This window comes from Dactylosporangium sp. CA-092794 (assembly GCF_050948465.1).
Taxonomy (GTDB): domain Bacteria; phylum Actinomycetota; class Actinomycetes; order Mycobacteriales; family Micromonosporaceae; genus Dactylosporangium.
In genome coordinates this window covers 4,737,195-4,751,974 of sequence record NZ_CP192044.1, presented here as the reverse complement: position 1 = coordinate 4,751,974, position 14,780 = coordinate 4,737,195, and the positions used below count along the sequence as shown (strand labels likewise).

Here is a 14,780-nt window from a genome sequence, read left to right as displayed (position 1 = left end):
AGTGGGACGGAACGTGCGAACAGTGAAGACCGGCCGTGCGGCGGGACGCCTGCCGGGGCGGGCCCGGCTCGTCCTCGCGGGCGAACTCGTGTCCTCCATGGGCTCGGGGGCGACCGTACCGTATCTCGTGATCTACCTGCACACGGTCCGCGGGGCCGGGCTCGCCGCGGTCGGCGTGATGCTGACCGTGCGAGCGGTGCTGGCCATCATCGGGGCGGCGGCGGGCGGTACGGCCACGGACCGGGTCGGCGCCCGGACGGTCGCGGTCGCGGGCCTGGGCATGGCCGGGCTGGCCTCCGTCGTCGCGGCGGCGGCCGGCGGACCGATGATCGGGTTCGCGGCCGTGGCGGCCTGCACGTTCGCGTGCGCAGCGCTCGCGCCGGCGCTCGACACCCTGCTGGCCCGGACGGTCGGCACGGACCTCCGGCCCACGCTGTTCGGGTGGCGCAACGCGGCGGTGAACCTGGGCGGGGCGGCGGGTGCCGCGCTGGCCTCGATCGCCGTGGCGACGGCCGGACCAACCACCGGTTTGATCGCACTGTACATTGTGGACGGACTGTCGTTCGCGGTGTTCGCCGTGCTGATCGCGGCCGTCGTCCGTGGCAACGCCACCCCGGTGGAAGCGGCGGTCCGGGAGGACGGCCGGGGCGGATACGGCGCGGTGGCGCGCGACCCGGCGATGCGGTGGACCTGCGCCATCGTGCTGCTCGCGGTCGCGGGCGGGTTCGCCGTCTTCCACGTCGGGCTGCCGGCGTTCGTGGCCGCCGCGGGGCTCGACGTCCGGGCGCTGGGCTGGGCGTTCGCCGCGAACATGGTCGGGGTCGTCGTGTTGCAGGTACCGCTGCAGCGGCTGCTGCCCGGGCGGCGCCGGGCCGGTGCGCTCGGGGCGGCGCTGGCGCTGATGGCCGCGGCCTGGGTGCTGCTGCTGGCGGCCGGCGCGTCCGAGGCATTCGTCCTGGTGACCGCCGGGCTGGTCTTCGCCGCGGCGGAGACGCTGTTCATCCCGCTGGTGTCCACAGTGGTCAACGACCTCGCCACCCCGGGCCTGCGCGGGCGGTACAACGGAGCCCAGACGGTGGCCTGGACCGGTGGATTCCTCGTCGGCGCCGCCGGGACCGGGGCGATCGTCGGGGCCGGCGCGGTCGGCCTGCTGTTTCCGGCGGGCATCGCGGTGCTCCTCATCGGCGCGCTCGCCACGGTCCGGCTCGGCCGGCTACTGCCCGGGAAAATGGTCCATATTCCCCATGCCGGCGGCCGGACCGAACAACCAGAAGAACAGACCCAGACCGGGCTCCTCGACCGGGCCGAGCGCGAGCGCGACGCGGGCGACCACGAGGCGGCCGAGCGGACCGTGCGGTCGGCGATCGCCGGTTGCCGGGCGGCCGCCGACCCGGCCGGGCGGATCGCGGCCCAGACCATGCTGGGCGGGCTGTGGCGCATCACCGGCCGGTACCGCCGAGCCGGCCTGCTCCTGCGCCTGACCCTCGCCGCCGCCGAGCAACGGTTCGGGCCGGACTCGCCGGCGGTGGCCGCGGTGTGCAACGAGTGGGCCGTGCTCGGCAAGTACACCGGCGGCTTCGACCGCGCCGAGGCGCTGTACCGGCGGGCCCTGGACATCCTGCGCGCCGAGCACGGCGAGCGCCACGACAGCGTGGCGACGCTGTACCACAACCTCGGCGGCCTGGCCCACGCCCGGGGCGAGCACGCGCAGGGCGAACCGTGGGCCCGCCGGGCGGTCGAGTTGCGGACCGATGTGCTCGGCCCCGACCACCCGGTCGTCGCCGCCGAGCATGTCGCGTGGGCGGCCCTGCTCGACGGCTGCGGCGAGCACGCCCGGGCCGAAGGGCTGCTGCGCCGGGCCCTGGCGGTCTTCGAGGCGGCGCCGGCGCCGAACCATTACGACATCGCCGTCGTGCGCAACAACCTCGCCGCGATCCACCACCGCCGCGGTGAGCTCGACGCGGCCGTCGACGAGTACCACTTGGCCCTGGCCGCCAAGGAACGCCTGCTCGGCGCCGACCACCCGGACTGCGCCACGACCCTGGTCAACCTCGCCGCCGCCCACGAGGCCGGCGACCGGCCCGCTGCCGCCGCCCGCCTCTACGCCCGCGCCGCCGCCATCCTCGAGCCGCTCGTCGCGCCCGACCACCCGACCCTGTGCATCGCCCGTGCCGGGGCCGAACACACGACGGAGATGATGTTCGAGCGGGTCGGCGGCGGGGTATAGGACGTGCGTTCGAGAAGGAGGCTGAGTACCGTGACCGAACGCAACCCGGAGAAGGACCCGCAGGACTGGGTGACCGGCGACGAGCCGATGACCGGACCGCAGGAGTCATATCTCGCCACGCTCGCCCGCGAGGCCGGCCGGGACGTGCCGGACGGCCTCACCAAGGCCGAGGCCTCGCGGCTCATCGACGAGCTGCAGGAGCAGACCGGTCGCGGGGTCAGCGGTTGAAGCAGCGCTCCAGCTCGCTCAGCCGGTAGAAGTAGCTGCCCCTGGCGATCGGGCGGCAGGACGGCGGGAAGGCCGTCTCCCGCTCGTTGTAGAGCATGCGCACCAGGTAGGTGCCGCCCTTGGCGTACAGGTCCCACTGGACGTTGGCGCCCATCGGCGCGACGGTCTCGCCCCGCCACGGGTTGTGCTCATAGGTGTACGGCTGGTCGAGCCGCGACTGCTTGGTGCTGCCCGGCAGGCCGAGCAGCACGGCGAGCGGCTCGATCTCCTCGGCGTGCGTGAAGCGCAGCACCGCGCCCTTGCCGCTGGTCCCGTTCGCCTTGGCCTCGACCTGCGCGAACAGGTCGTCGAGCAGGACGCCGGCCAGCTTGAAGGTGATGGTACGACCGGCGAAGGCCGGACCGCTCTGGTAGTACTCCTCGGCGTCGTCCAGGTATGCCAGCCACGCCGCGTCGGACGGGGGCAGGAACGGGTCGAGGTCCACGTGCGGCGCCTCGACGCGCAGGTCCGGCGCGGCGCTGTACAGCTCGAACAGCGACCGGGCGAACGAGATCTGCTCCGCTGTGGACAGTCCGGCCACGAATCCCGGCTCGAACAGGCGGGACACGACGTGCCGGGCCACCTGCGCGGTGCGCGGCTGGTCGTCGATGCGCTCGAGCACCGCGGCCAGATCCGGGTCGCTGTCCACGTATGCCTGGTAGTCGGCGTTCTGCGGCTGCTTGTGGAAGTACAGCAGATCCTTGTTGGTGACCGGGGCCTGGATCAGCCCGCTCAGCGCCGGGTCGCCCTCGGCCAGGCCGCCGGTGAAGGCGTTGGCGCTGGCCACCGCCCGGGCCACGCCGGAGGTCTGCACCTCGATCGGCTCGCGCCGCTGCGCGATGCCGGCGAACAGCCCGGGCAGGCGGCGCTCCATGCGCAGCGCGGTCTCCCGCTGCTCCCGCGCGCCGAGGCCGGACAGGTTGCCGTAGCCGATCGACGCCCCGGCCGTCAGCAGCGTCCGCACCTGCGGGACGAGGGCCGCGCCGAGCCCGGTCAGCCCGCCCTCGGCCTGGGCGCGCTCGGTCACGGCCAGCACGGCGTCGCCGTCCTCGCTGTTGGACATGGCCCGCGAGCCGTGCCGCGCCACGTTCTCGGTGAAGACCGCGACGTACCCCCGCGGCACCGGCTGGTAGTCGCGCGGCCGCTCCTGGGCCGTGTACGGCGTCTTGGTGGTGTAGAAGTGCGCGGCTGCTCCGTCGCCGCGCGCCTGGGCGGCGCCGGACGTGACGGGTGCGGCCAGCACCAGCAGGGTGGCGGCCAGCACGGCGCCGGCACGAACGGTGCGCTTCATGGGCGGTCCTCCGGTGGAGATCGCTTCGCACCCTGACAACCCCGGCGGAACCGGGGCCGGCCCGCGGTCGGGGGCGGGATGAGCCGCCGGTGAACTTCCGTAGGCGAAAGTCGCCGGCGCGAGCCGGCTTCTGGCCGGGCGGTCGTCCCCGGCTCAGCCGATCCGGGGCGTCAGGTGGCGTTGCGCCACGGTAGGGGTGATACCGGGCAGGAGCCGCCCGGTATCCGGGAGAGAATTCGGGGGTGACCCGACCGACCGCGCGGGTGCTCGCGCTGCTGGAGATCCTCCAGCGTGGCGGCACCCGCACCGCCGCCGAGCTGGCCGGACAGCTCGGCGTGGACGAGCGGACCATCCGCCGCTACGTCGAGCATCTCGTCGACCTGGACATCCCCGTCCACCCGGTCCGCGGGCGCTACGGCGGCTACCGCCTCGCACCCGGCTACCGGATGCCGCCCTTGATGCTCACCGATGAAGAGGCCTTGGCGGTACTCCTGGGGCTGCTCGCCGGGCGCCGAGCCGGGCTGGTGGCGGCGTCCGCCGCGGCGATGGAGAGCGCGGCCGCCAAGGTGCGCCGGGTGCTGCCGCAGGCGCTCGGCGCCCGGCTTGACGCACTGCTGGAGACCCTCGGCTTCACGGCGCCGGCCCGGGCGGCGGTCGGCCCGGAGACCGGCGTGCTGCTGACGCTCGCCGAGGCCGCGCGGGACCGCCGGCCCGTCGCCCTGGGGTACACCAGCCGCGACGGACGGCACAGCGAACGCACCCTGCACCCGTATGGCATCGTCGCCCACGCCGGGCGGTGGTATGTGGCCGGTGCGGACTCGGCCAGCGGCGAGGTGCGCACGTTTCGCCTCGACCGCATCGGTACGACCACGGTGCTCCCCGGCCTGTTCGAGGTCCCCGCCGGCTTCGACCCCGCGGCCCACGTGCTGACCGGGATCGCCGGGGCGCCCTACCGGCACGCGGTGTCGGTCCTGGTCGAGGGTGCGGCCGAGGAGGTGCGCCGGCGGCTGCCGGGCGCGATCGGGACGGTCGAGGAGCTGCCGGACGGGCGGGTCCGGGTGCGGTTCTGGGCGGAGGAGCTGGATTGGGTACCGGGCGTGCTGGCCGGCCTGAACCGGCCGTTCGCCGTCGAGACCCCGGACGCCCTGCGCGACCAGGTACGCGCCCTGGCCGGCCGGCTCGCCGGCTACGCCGACGCCCGGCCGGACCGTTGAGCCGCGGGGTCAGATGTTGGACTTCGGCAGGCCCGGCGGGTTCACCTGAGAGGTGCCCACCGCCTCGGTGTCGAGGTTGTAGGCGGCGAGCCACTGCTTGTACTGGCCGTTCTGGATCAGGTAGTTGATCGCGTCCGCCAGCGCCTTGGCCAGGCCGTTGTCCTTCTTGGTGGTGGCCGCGATCAGGCCCTGCAGGGTTTCGCCGGCGCCGGAGTAGACGCCCGCGTTGCGCACGGCGTCGGGCGTGCCCTGGGTCTGGCTGATCTGGAACGCGATGCCGGGGTTCGGGCCGAAGTACCCGTCGATCTGCCCGGAGACGACGGCCTTGAAGGTGCTGGGGGTGTCGGCGAAATACTTGATGTCGAGGGTCTTACCCTCGGCCTTGAGCTTGTCCTGCCACGCGACCAGGATCTTCTCCTGGTTGGTGCCGGCGCTGACGGCGACCTTGAGGCCGGCGAGGTTCTCGTAGTTCTTGTCGAAGTTCCAGGAGTTGCCGGCCTTCACCGCGAAGCCGAGGTTGTCCTGGCGGTAGGAGGCGAAGTCGTACTTCTCCTTGCGCTGCTCGGTGTCGGTGATGTTGGAGAATCCGACCTCGTTCTTGCCCGAGTCGATGCCGACGAACAGGTTGTCCCACGTGTCGTTGTTGAACTCGGGCTTGAGGCCGAGCACCGCCGCGACCAGGCGGCCGAGGTCGGGCTCGGCGCCGGTGACGGTCTTGTCGTCGTCGCCGACGAAGGCCAGCGGCGGGAAGCCGGTGGGCAGCGCGCCGAGGCCGATGGTGAGCTTGCCGTCGGCCTTGATCGCGGCGGGTACCTCGTCGGCGATGCTCTGCTGCTGCTCGACCTTCAGGTCGGCCGGTTTGGCGATGCCCTTCGCCTGGGCGCCGACCGTCACCGTGCCGGCGGCGGAACCGGTGTCCGCCGTGGCCTCGTCGTCGCTCGCGCAGGCGGCGAGGCCGGCGGTGAGCGCGACGGCGAAAGCGGCGGCGGCTAACGTTGCGCCGATTGGTCTGACGGTGGACATGGTTCTCCTTCGAAGAGGTCCGGCCTTTACAGCACTTTGGAGAGGAACTCGCGGGTCCGGGACTGTTGCGGGTTGTCGAGCACCCGGGCCGGCGGTCCCTGTTCGACGATCACGCCGTCGTCGATGAACACCACGGTGTCGGCGACCTCGCGGGCGAAGCCGATCTCGTGGGTGACGATCACCAGGGTGGTGCCGCTGTCGGCGAGTTGCCGGATCACCGAGAGCACCTCGCCGACCAGTTCGGGGTCGAGCGCGGAGGTCGGCTCGTCGAACAGCAGCAGGTTCGGCTCGAGCGCGAGCGCGCGGGCGATCGCCACGCGCTGCTGCTGGCCGCCGGAGAGCTGGCGGGGGTACGCGTCGCCGCGGTCGCCGAGGCCGACCCGGGCCAACAGCTCGATGGCCCGTTCGCGCGCGGCGGGCTTGCCGAGCCGTTTGTGCGCGATCAGCGGTTCGGCGACGTTGTCCCGGGCGGTGAGGTTCGGGAACAGGTTGAAGCTCTGCGCGACGAAGCCGATGCGGGTGCGCTGGCGGCGCACCGAGCGCTGGGACAGCTCGTGCAGCCGGGCGCCGCGGACCTCGACGCCGATCAGCTCGCCGTGCACGGCGACGTACCCGAGGTCGGGCCGCTCGAGGTGGTTGACGGTGCGCAGCAGCGTCGACTTGCCCGAGCCGGACGGGCCGAGGATGGCCACGACGTCGCCGGGGCGGACGGTCAGGTCGACGCCCTTGAGCACCTCGCGCGGGCCGAAGGACTTGTGCACGTTGCGGATCTCCAGCGCCGCCGTCGTGCCGAGCGTCGTGGTCATCACAAACCCCTCCGGGTCAGGCGCACGCCGGCGAGCCGGGCCCACGAGTCGACGGTGAATCGGCGCAGCCGCTGGATCGGGGTGGGCGGCGGGGCGTGGACGCTGCCGCGGGCGAAGTAGCGCTCGACGTAGAACTGCACGACCGACAGCACGGCGGTCAGCAGCAGGTACCAGACCGCGCCGACGATCAGGATCGGCACGAGCGACTCGGGGTGGCGCGACTCCAGCACGAACACCGCGCCGAACAGGTCGAGCAGCGACACGTAGTACACCAGCGAGCTGGCCTTGATCAGGCCGATGAGCTGGTTGCCGTACGCCGGGACGATGAAACGCAGCGCCTGGGGCAGCACAACCCGGCGCAGCTGGCGGGCCCTGGACAGGCCGAGCGCATTGGCGGCCTCGATCTGGCCGGGCTCGACCGAGAGGATGCCGCCGCGGATGACCTCGGCCGCGTATGCCGCCTCGTTGAGGCTCAGGGCGATGACGCCGATGGCCAGCGGGGTGAGGCTGCTGGTCTGGACCTCGGCGAAGACCGGACCCCAGGGGATGCCGACGCCGAGGCGGGGATAGAAGTACGAGAAATTGAAGGTGATGATCAGCAGCAGCGGCAGCGGCAGCGCGCGGAAGAACCACACGTAGGCCCAGGCGATGCCGGTGATCAGCGGGTTGGCCGACAGCCGGCCGAGCGCGACGACCACGCCGAGGAGGAGCCCGAACACGGCGCTCAGGGCGACGACCTTCAGCGTGACCACGACGCCGTCGAGGATCGACTCGCGGGTGAAGAACGGCCAGAACTTGTGCCATTCGTAGTGCGTGTTGGTGAAGACGCCGATGACGAACTGGGCGAGCACCACCAGCACGACCGCGCTGACGATCCAGCGCCACGGGCGCAGCCGCGGCGTGACCCGGCGCCGCGCGATCTCCGGGTCGACCTGGCCGGTCCGCCCGCTCTCCGGCGGGCTTCCGGGTGGCGATGTCAGGGTTACGGGCTCGCTCATACGAGTGGCTCCATCGGGGTGTGACGGCGAGGCCCCTGGCCGCCGGGGCGCTACTGGGCAACATAAGGACGCCCGAGGTAAGTTGTCAATCCCGATCGGTTAACTAGCAATTACCCCTCGAAGATTGGCACCGCTGTGATCGACCGCGACCGGTACTCCGTGCTCGACAATCCCGCCTGGCACTCGCTGAACGGCCCGCACGCGCGCTTCGCCCAGACCTACGGCTCGGCCCGCCGCTATCACCCGGACGTGTCGGTGTTCGTCGCTCTTCCCGACGACCGCGACGAACAGGCCTGGCGGGACCTCGCCGCGCTCGTCGGTGCCGCGGTGGAGGTACCGATCACCGGGGCGCTGTTCGCGCCGCCGGCCGGCTGGGAGCCGCTGCACGAGGGCAACGGCGTGCAGATGGTCGACGACGGCGTCGACGCGCGCCCCGACGAGGAGGCCGTGGTGCTCACCGCCGCGGATTCGGCGGAGATGAGCGACCTGATCGCGCTGACCAATCCCGGACCGTGGCGCGCCCGCACCTTCGAGCTCGGCACCTACCTGGGCATCCGCCGCGACGGCAAGCTGGTCGCGATGGCCGGCGAGCGGCTGCACCCGCCGGGCTGGACGGAGATCAGCGCGGTGTGCACCGACCCCGCCTACCGCGGCCAGGGGCTGGCCGGCCGGCTCGTCCGCGCCGTGGCGTACAACATCCGCTCACGCGGCGACAGCGTGCTGCTGCACGCGGCGGCGAGCAATACCAATGCCATCCGCCTCTACCGTCGGCTCGGCCTGCGGATCCGGCGCGAGACCACCTTCACCGTCTACCGGACGCCACCGGCGTGAGGCCGACCTCGTCGTCGGGTGCGCGGACCGGCAGGGACGCCACCCACTGGGCGAGGGCGACGAACCAGGCGAGCAGGAGCAGCCACAGATACCGGTCGACGAGCTCGATCCGGCTGTCGGCCACCTGGTCGGCGAGCGGCAGCGCCGGCGGCATGAGGTGCGGGATCAGGCGCGCCGGGCCGAGCACCGACAGCGCGGTGATCAGGTTGACGATGAGCACCGCGGCGGTCGTGCCGGCCGTCGTCGCCGCGCACCAGGCGGCGGCCGGGCCGCGGCGGCGGGCGACGGCGAAGCCGATCGCGGCCGTGCCGAGGCCGAGGAGCGCGACGGCGAGGCCCACGCCCGGCCGGATCGGCGGATGCAGCACCGAGGCCGCGGCCCAGGCGCCGGCGATGGCCGCGCCGCCGGCCAGGCCGGTGCGCAGGGTCCGCGGGGTGGCCGGCGAGCGGTGCCCGGTCACCGCGAGCGCCCCGGCGAGACAGCCGGCGAGCACGACGGCCAGAACCGGTTCGCCGCCCAGGTCGGTATTGGTCTGGTGGGCCATGAACCGGGCGGCCTCGACCGCCAGGGTGCCGATCAGCAGGTAGGCCACCGCCCGGGCGAACCGCGCCTGCCGGCCGGCGCCGACCGGGCCGAGCGGCCCGAGCACGCCGAGCTCGGCGACGACCGCGAGGGCGGCGGCGAAGCCGACCACGCCCCAGCGGCGCGGCGCCCAGCCGATCCAGGCGCTCCAGTGCACCACGTACCACACGAGGGCGGCCGGCAGGAGCGCGTAGCCGGCGCGGCGCCACACCGCGGGCCGGGCGAGCACCGCCCGGACGCACCCGGCGGCGAACCGCCGCCGGTCCCGGCCGGCCCCGAGGCCGCGCAGCTCGGCGAGCATCGCCTCGCCCCACTCCCGGCGCGGCCCCGGCAGCAGCCGCACCGCCGCCGCCAGCAGCCACACCTCCGGCGCGGGCGACATCGTGACGGTCTGCGGGAACGCTCGTCGGGTCCGACTCACGCCGTAACTCTATATAGGTAGAGTACGCCTGGGAAGCCGCCGTTCGGCCAGGGCGCGGCGCTCAGCGATTGGCCTCGCGGAGGTACGCCTCGATCTCCTCGTCCGTCGGCTCGCGGAAGTAGTCGTACGGCGCGACCGAGACTCCCTCGCAGATCTGGCGCGGATCGTCCTCGTCCGCGTCGGGGTCGAGGTCGAGCGCCCACCGCGAGCCCATCGACCAGACGGCGAACCCTGGGCGCCCGACCGGCTGACGGTGTCAGCGGGGCGGGTTGGTGAACAGGCCGACCGAGCAGCCGAGCTCGCCCGGCTCGAGCTGGATGGGGTCGTAGCTGATCCGCTTGGTCGCGCCGTCGGGGGTCCTGATCATCACGATGCAGTCGCGCTCGGCGGACGCGCCGACCGCCGCCACGAGGGTGCCGTCCTGGGTCACGGTGTCGACCGTGCTGCCGTCCTCGGGGAACGCCCTGCGCACCGCGTCCGCCAGGGTTTCCGGCGTGGCGGTGCGCAGCGCCGCGGCGAGGCGGTCCTGCGCGTCGCCGGGCAGCCGCGGCGGCGGGGAGGCGGAGGGCACCGGCGGGCTCGCGATCGCGGGACAGTCGATCTCGCGGAAGCCGGTGTCACGGTACAGCCGCAGCGTGTATCGGTAGCATCGCGTGGCGCTGCCGGCCGCGTGGCCGCGGTCGCCGAACGTCGCCGGGCGGTGCTCGGGCTCCGTCACCGAGAACCGGACGTCGATGGTGGCCTGTTCGTCCCCGGTGATCCGCCCGGACCAGGCGATCGGCGCGATGACGAGCCGCCCGTCGGCCTGCGCGCCGCTGGGCACCTCGGTCGCGGCGACGTACTCCGCGTCGCGGGCCAGGACCCGGCGGCCGAGCTTGTCGTTCAGGCGCTGCGCGTGCTCCTGCGCGGCGTCGCGCGCCAGCGAGTCGCCGTCGATCGGCTCGCTCGCGCAGCCCGCCACGGCAATGGCGGTCGTCACCGCCACAATGGTCAGCGGTAGGCGGCGCACGGCCAGGCCGTACCCCGCGCATCGCAACGGTTCGATCCCGGAACCGTTACGGTCCTGTCCGTTGCGAGCGCGAACCTGTCCGGCCGGCGGCGGCCGGGGCGCCGGCGCCGCGCCAGGATCGTGAGGTACCGCTGCGGCAATCACCATCCGATCCAGGGGGTTCATCATGCTCATCGCCATCCTCGACTTCCGCACCGCCGCCGGGGACCGTCCGGCCGCGCTCGCGCAGCTCGACGCGGAGCGGGACCGGATCCGCGCCATGCCGGGCAACCTCGACTTCCGGGTCTACGCGTCGCGCGAGGACGGGACGCGCGTCGCCGTCGTGCACGAGTGGCAGGACGAGGCGGCGTTCGCCGGCTACCTGGAGTCGGACGCCTTCGCGCGCTCCGGTGTGGTCCTTCGTCCGCTCATGACCGGGGCGCCGGTGAGCCGGCGCTTTCACGCCGAACTGCTGGAGACGGTCGCCTGACCCGGCCCTACGATCGAGTCGTGCGAGGCTGTCGATGACGCGCCAGGCCTACAGCTTCGTTCGCGCGTTCGTGCCGGAGCCCGCGCGCGACCTCCGCGTCGACCGCCACTACCTGCTCTGCGCCTCCGCCGGTGCGCTCCGGCTGGAGGCGCAGGGCCAGGCGTGGCTGCTGCCGCCGGCCCGGGCCGCGCTGATCGAGGCGGGCCGGGCGATCCGGGTCAGCATTCCGCAGCCGGTGACGACCGCTTCGGTACTGTTCGACGCGGGCTTCACCCCGCCGCCCCCGGCACCGCTGACGGTGTTCGACCTGACGCCGCTGGCGCGGGCGCTGCTGGCCGAGTGCGGCGGGTGGGGCGAGAGCGAGGAGCCGTTGCCGGCGTACGCGGAGACGCTGTTCGCGGCCCTCGCGGCGGTGACCTGGCGGCTCGCGGAGCGGCCGAGCCCGGTCGTCGTGCCGGCCGGGAAATCGCCGGAGCTGCGCCGGGCGCTGCGGCTGACCGAGGAGCGGCTCGGCGAGCAGGTCCGCTTCGAGGACGTGGCGGACCGGGTCGGCCTCGCGCCGCGGTCGCTGGCCCGGCGCTTCGAGGACGAGACCGGCATGACGTGGCGGGCGGTGCTGCGCCGGATGCGGGTGATGCGCGCGATCGAGCTCCTCGCCGCGGACGACGCGCCGGTGACCGGGATCGCGTTCGCGGTCGGCTACACCTCGCTGTCGGCGTTCAACGCCGCCTTCCGGGAGCTGACCGGCCGCTCGCCGACGCAGTACCGGGCCAGCTTCCGCCCCTGACCGGCCCCGGCGGCGCCGGCTACTGCGCGGCGAGCTTCCGCAGGACCTGTTCGGTGGCGCCGCGGAGTGCGCGGCGGCCGGCGACCAGCAGCAGGGCCGACACCAGTTGGCCGCGGAGGGTTGCCGGGCGGCGGTCCACGGTGACCCGGATGTGGCTGCCGGTGCCGGCCGGCTCCACCTGGTACAGCCAGGAGCTGCCCGGGCGCCACGTGTTGGACTCGATCGTCTCGACCCGCACCGTTCCCGGGGCGGACCAGTCGTAACGGTTGCGCTCCCAGACGCCGCCGGCCAGGGAGGAGCCCTCGGTGACGTCGGCGGAGTCCGGTCCGACCTCGTGGACCTTCAGGTGCTCCAGGTCGACGTTGGGCCAAAGGTCGGCGCGGGCCGGGGAGAAGTCGGTCAGGGCGGCGATGAATCGGTCCGGCGCGACCGGAGTGGTGAGGTCGAACTCGATCCGCGGCATCAGGCTTCCCCCTCATTCGGCATGACCGATCCTGGTGGTACGCCACCGCGCGCGCAAGGGGACCGGGGTCATCCCGAGTAGCGTTCGGCGACCGCGGCGAAAGCGGCCTTCGGCTCCCAGGGCAGGCCGGGGTAGGTGTCGCCGGCGCGGCCTTCGAGGACCTTGACGATGCCGAGGCTGGCGAGGTCGAGGTCGTCGCGGGGGTCGCCGCCGGGGCGGTGGGGCAGGCCGTTGAGCGCGAACAGGTACACGAAGGCGCTGTCGACGCCCTCGCTGTCGAAGATCTCCAGCAGCTCGCTGAGGTACGCCGCCTGGCCGGGCTCGTCGCGCTCGTATCGGGCGTCGAGTCGCAGCGGGTCGCCGGTGCGTTCGTCGTACTGGAGGATCTCCATGCTGCGGGGTGCGACGTCGCCCGCGCCGCGCCAGGTGGCGGTGCCGAAGCCGGTGACCGCGACCGGCTTCGGCCGGGCGACGAGCGTGCGGACGCCGTCGCGGAACCGGTCGGCGACCTCCGCGGACCGGATCAGCTCCAGGGTCACGAAGTCGAACAGGTCCCAGTCGACGCCCTCGAACGGTATGGCGGCGTAGGTGACCTTCCCGCGGAAGCGTTCGCGGATCGCGGCCGCGGCGGTGCGCAGGAAACGGTCGAGACGGGAGCGGACCTCGGCGATCCGTTCGGCCCGGCCGTCCGGGTCGGCCAGCAGGCGGCCGAGGCGTTCGTCGATGCGGTCGCCGTCGACGAACCCCCGGTTCATGACGCTCAGCTCGACACCGGCGACGAACACGACCTCGGCGCCGGCCGCGCGCAGCCGCTCGGCCCGCTCGGCGCAATCCAGGAAGAGCGCGAGGATCTCGTCGGTCGTCAGCTCCAGCGGGTACGGCGAGAACCAGACCTCGAGCCCGAGTTCGGCGGCGGCGCGGGCGGCGAGCTCCAGGCGGTGCGGGTCGCCGCCGACGATCTGGACGGCGTTGCAGTGCAGGTCGTCGCGGATGATGGTCAGCTCGCGCCGGACCAGGCCGGGGTCGAAGCGCTCCACCGAGTTCCGGCCGTCGCGGACGAAGCCGGTGTCGTAGGCCATGCCCTTGGCTCGCATGTTTCGGTCCTTCCGGTTCGGCGCTTACGGTCCTTCGCGGTCCATCCGGTCCGCGTCTCGGAGCAGACCGTAGCAAATTTTTGCGCGCACGCAAGTTTGCGTGCACGCAATGGTATGTGCGATGGTGGTGGCGTGACGACCAGAACGGCCCCGGCTTGCGCGGACGCAACACAGCGCGGACGCAAGGAGCGCGGGTCACGTCCGCCGGCGTGGTGTCCCGATGCGCTGGGCGGGGCCACGGTCGGCGGTCACGTCCCACCCGCCGGGCGCCGGCCGCCGCCGAGCGCGGCGCAGCGACCGGAAGTCTCCGCGATCATGCTGTACCCACCGTCGACACCAACGGTTTTTCATGATCACGGAGTGGTGATGTACCCCCGTGTACCGAAAGGCTCCGGGATCATGGCAAACCCGTGGTGCGGCCAGCGCGGACATCATGATCACGGAGACATCTGTCCGCCCTGGCCGCGCAGATCGGATGGTGCGTCCGGCGGGTGCGGCATCCGCAACGTCCGCCCAGCCGCCAGCGGAACGCGACCGGAGCGCGCGAACGGCGGAGGGCTCGACGCGGCGGCCTCGCGCGGACGTGCGGGGGTGATCCGGTGACGACGGCCCAGCCGGGCTTGCGCGAGCGCAAGAAGCAGGCAACCAGGGACGCGCTCAGCGCGGCGGCGCTGCGGCTCGCGCTGGAGCGCGGGCCCGAGAACGTCCGGGTCGACGACATCGCCGAGGCGGCGGGGGTGTCGCCGCGCACCTACAACAACTACTTCTCCAGCCGCGAACAGGCGATCGTCGCGGCGGTCACCGCCGACCGGGCGGCGCGGATCGCGGCGGCCGTCGCCGGCCGGCCGGCCGAGGTCGGCCTCGCGGTGGCGGTCGGCGACGCCGTCGTCGGGCAGTACACCGAACCGGGCGACGAGGCGCGGGCCGCACTGCTGATGATCATGGGTAGTTCCGCGCTGCGCGACTGCTACGTCGAAACGGTTGCCGCCATCGACGGCCCGCTCGCCGAGGCCATCGCCGGGCGCTGCCCGGGCCTGGGCCGGCTGGCCGCCGAGGTCCTGGCCGCCGCCGTCGGCGCCGCCGTCAGGGTCGCGATCGGGCAATGGTTGCGGGCGGCGACCGTGCCCGCGTCGATGCCCGGGTTCGTGGTGCCGGCCGGATCGCTGCCGGTGCTGATGCGGTCCGCGTTGACGCCGCTCGGCCCGGCTCTCGACGCGGCCGCGAAACACCCCGCCGCGTAGCACACCCCAAGGGCGCCAGAAGCCGCGCTCGGCCCGGCTCTCGACGCGGCCGCGAAA

16 protein-coding genes are annotated in these 14,780 nt (G+C 73.4%); 7 read left to right on the top strand and 9 right to left on the bottom strand.

All coding sequences use genetic code 11. The features are described from left to right. Positions 1–22 precede the first annotated feature (22 nt). Together ACQPXD_RS20505 and ACQPXD_RS20500 are read left to right on the top strand one after the other, a co-directional pair. Positions 23–2,227 (top strand): MFS transporter, encoded by a 2,205-nt coding sequence (locus ACQPXD_RS20505; protein WP_432840803.1) that lies wholly within the window; start codon positions 23–25, stop codon positions 2,225–2,227. A 30-nt stretch (positions 2,228–2,257) separates the two neighbouring features. Then, positions 2,258–2,455: a DUF3072 domain-containing protein gene (locus tag ACQPXD_RS20500; protein WP_432840801.1), complete on the top strand. Its 198-nt coding sequence runs from the start codon at positions 2,258–2,260 to the stop codon at positions 2,453–2,455. Here ACQPXD_RS20500 and ACQPXD_RS20495 read toward each other — a convergent pair. Next, positions 2,445–3,785 (bottom strand): histidine-type phosphatase, encoded by a 1,341-nt coding sequence (locus ACQPXD_RS20495; protein WP_432840799.1) that lies wholly within the window; start codon positions 3,783–3,785, stop codon positions 2,445–2,447. The genes ACQPXD_RS20500 and ACQPXD_RS20495 overlap by 11 nt on opposite strands. A gap of 242 nt (positions 3,786–4,027) precedes the next feature. Here ACQPXD_RS20495 and ACQPXD_RS20490 point away from each other — a divergent pair, with 242 nt between their 5' ends. Further along, positions 4,028–4,999: a helix-turn-helix transcriptional regulator gene (locus ACQPXD_RS20490; protein ID WP_432840797.1), complete on the top strand. Its 972-nt coding sequence runs from the start codon at positions 4,028–4,030 to the stop codon at positions 4,997–4,999. Between the two features lie 9 nt (positions 5,000–5,008). On the opposite strand, the gene ACQPXD_RS20485 is transcribed toward ACQPXD_RS20490, so the two are convergent. From ACQPXD_RS20485 to ACQPXD_RS20475, 3 genes are read right to left on the bottom strand one after another with little or no spacing between them, the layout of a single operon-like run. Beyond that, entirely contained in the window at positions 5,009–6,022 is a 1,014-nt protein-coding gene (locus ACQPXD_RS20485; protein ID WP_432840795.1) for an ABC transporter substrate-binding protein, read from the bottom strand. Between the two features lie 26 nt (positions 6,023–6,048). Next, complete coding sequence (locus tag ACQPXD_RS20480; RefSeq protein ID WP_432840793.1) at positions 6,049–6,828, bottom strand: amino acid ABC transporter ATP-binding protein; 780 nt, start codon at positions 6,826–6,828, stop codon at positions 6,049–6,051. Continuing rightward, entirely contained in the window at positions 6,828–7,826 is a 999-nt protein-coding gene (locus ACQPXD_RS20475; protein WP_432840791.1) for an amino acid ABC transporter permease, read from the bottom strand. The genes ACQPXD_RS20480 and ACQPXD_RS20475 overlap by 1 nt, the downstream gene beginning before the upstream one ends. A gap of 135 nt (positions 7,827–7,961) precedes the next feature. On the opposite strand from ACQPXD_RS20475, the gene ACQPXD_RS20470 reads away from it, so the two are divergent. Further along, a complete protein-coding gene (locus tag ACQPXD_RS20470) occupies positions 7,962–8,657 on the top strand; it encodes a GNAT family N-acetyltransferase (RefSeq protein WP_432840789.1) in 696 nt (231 codons plus the stop codon). Here ACQPXD_RS20470 and ACQPXD_RS20465 read toward each other — a convergent pair. The 3 genes from ACQPXD_RS20465 to ACQPXD_RS20455 all read right to left on the bottom strand — a co-directional run bounded on the left by ACQPXD_RS20465 (position 8,629) and on the right by ACQPXD_RS20455 (position 10,639). Beyond that, positions 8,629–9,660 (bottom strand): hypothetical protein, encoded by a 1,032-nt coding sequence (locus ACQPXD_RS20465; RefSeq protein WP_432840787.1) that lies wholly within the window; start codon positions 9,658–9,660, stop codon positions 8,629–8,631. The genes ACQPXD_RS20470 and ACQPXD_RS20465 overlap by 29 nt on opposite strands. Before the next feature lie 61 nt (positions 9,661–9,721). Beyond that, the gene (locus ACQPXD_RS20460) at positions 9,722–9,874 is read right to left on the bottom strand and encodes a hypothetical protein (RefSeq protein ID WP_432840785.1); all 153 of its coding nucleotides are present in this window, start codon (positions 9,872–9,874) and stop codon (positions 9,722–9,724) included. A 42-nt stretch (positions 9,875–9,916) separates the two neighbouring features. Continuing rightward, positions 9,917–10,639: a hypothetical protein gene (locus ACQPXD_RS20455; protein WP_432840783.1), complete on the bottom strand. Its 723-nt coding sequence runs from the start codon at positions 10,637–10,639 to the stop codon at positions 9,917–9,919. 196 nt (positions 10,640–10,835) lie between these two features. On the opposite strand from ACQPXD_RS20455, the gene ACQPXD_RS20450 reads away from it, so the two are divergent. Both ACQPXD_RS20450 and ACQPXD_RS20445 read left to right on the top strand, forming a co-directional pair. After that, positions 10,836–11,138: a putative quinol monooxygenase gene (locus ACQPXD_RS20450; RefSeq protein ID WP_432840781.1), complete on the top strand. Its 303-nt coding sequence runs from the start codon at positions 10,836–10,838 to the stop codon at positions 11,136–11,138. Positions 11,139–11,172: 34 nt separating this feature from the next. Beyond that, positions 11,173–11,925, top strand: a complete 753-nt coding sequence (locus ACQPXD_RS20445; RefSeq protein WP_432840779.1) for an AraC family transcriptional regulator — start codon at positions 11,173–11,175, stop codon at positions 11,923–11,925. Between the two features lie 19 nt (positions 11,926–11,944). Here ACQPXD_RS20445 and ACQPXD_RS20440 read toward each other — a convergent pair whose 3' ends face one another. Together ACQPXD_RS20440 and ACQPXD_RS20435 are read right to left on the bottom strand one after the other, a co-directional pair. Next, positions 11,945–12,388: an SRPBCC family protein gene (locus tag ACQPXD_RS20440; RefSeq protein ID WP_432840777.1), complete on the bottom strand. Its 444-nt coding sequence runs from the start codon at positions 12,386–12,388 to the stop codon at positions 11,945–11,947. Between the two features lie 68 nt (positions 12,389–12,456). Beyond that, positions 12,457–13,482, bottom strand: coding sequence for a hypothetical protein (locus ACQPXD_RS20435; RefSeq protein ID WP_432840775.1), 1,026 nt, complete (start codon positions 13,480–13,482; stop codon positions 12,457–12,459). Positions 13,483–14,081: 599 nt separating this feature from the next. Here ACQPXD_RS20435 and ACQPXD_RS20430 point away from each other — a divergent pair. Further along, a complete protein-coding gene (locus ACQPXD_RS20430) occupies positions 14,082–14,723 on the top strand; it encodes a TetR/AcrR family transcriptional regulator (RefSeq protein ID WP_432840773.1) in 642 nt (213 codons plus the stop codon). The last annotated feature ends 57 nt before the right edge of the window (positions 14,724–14,780 follow it).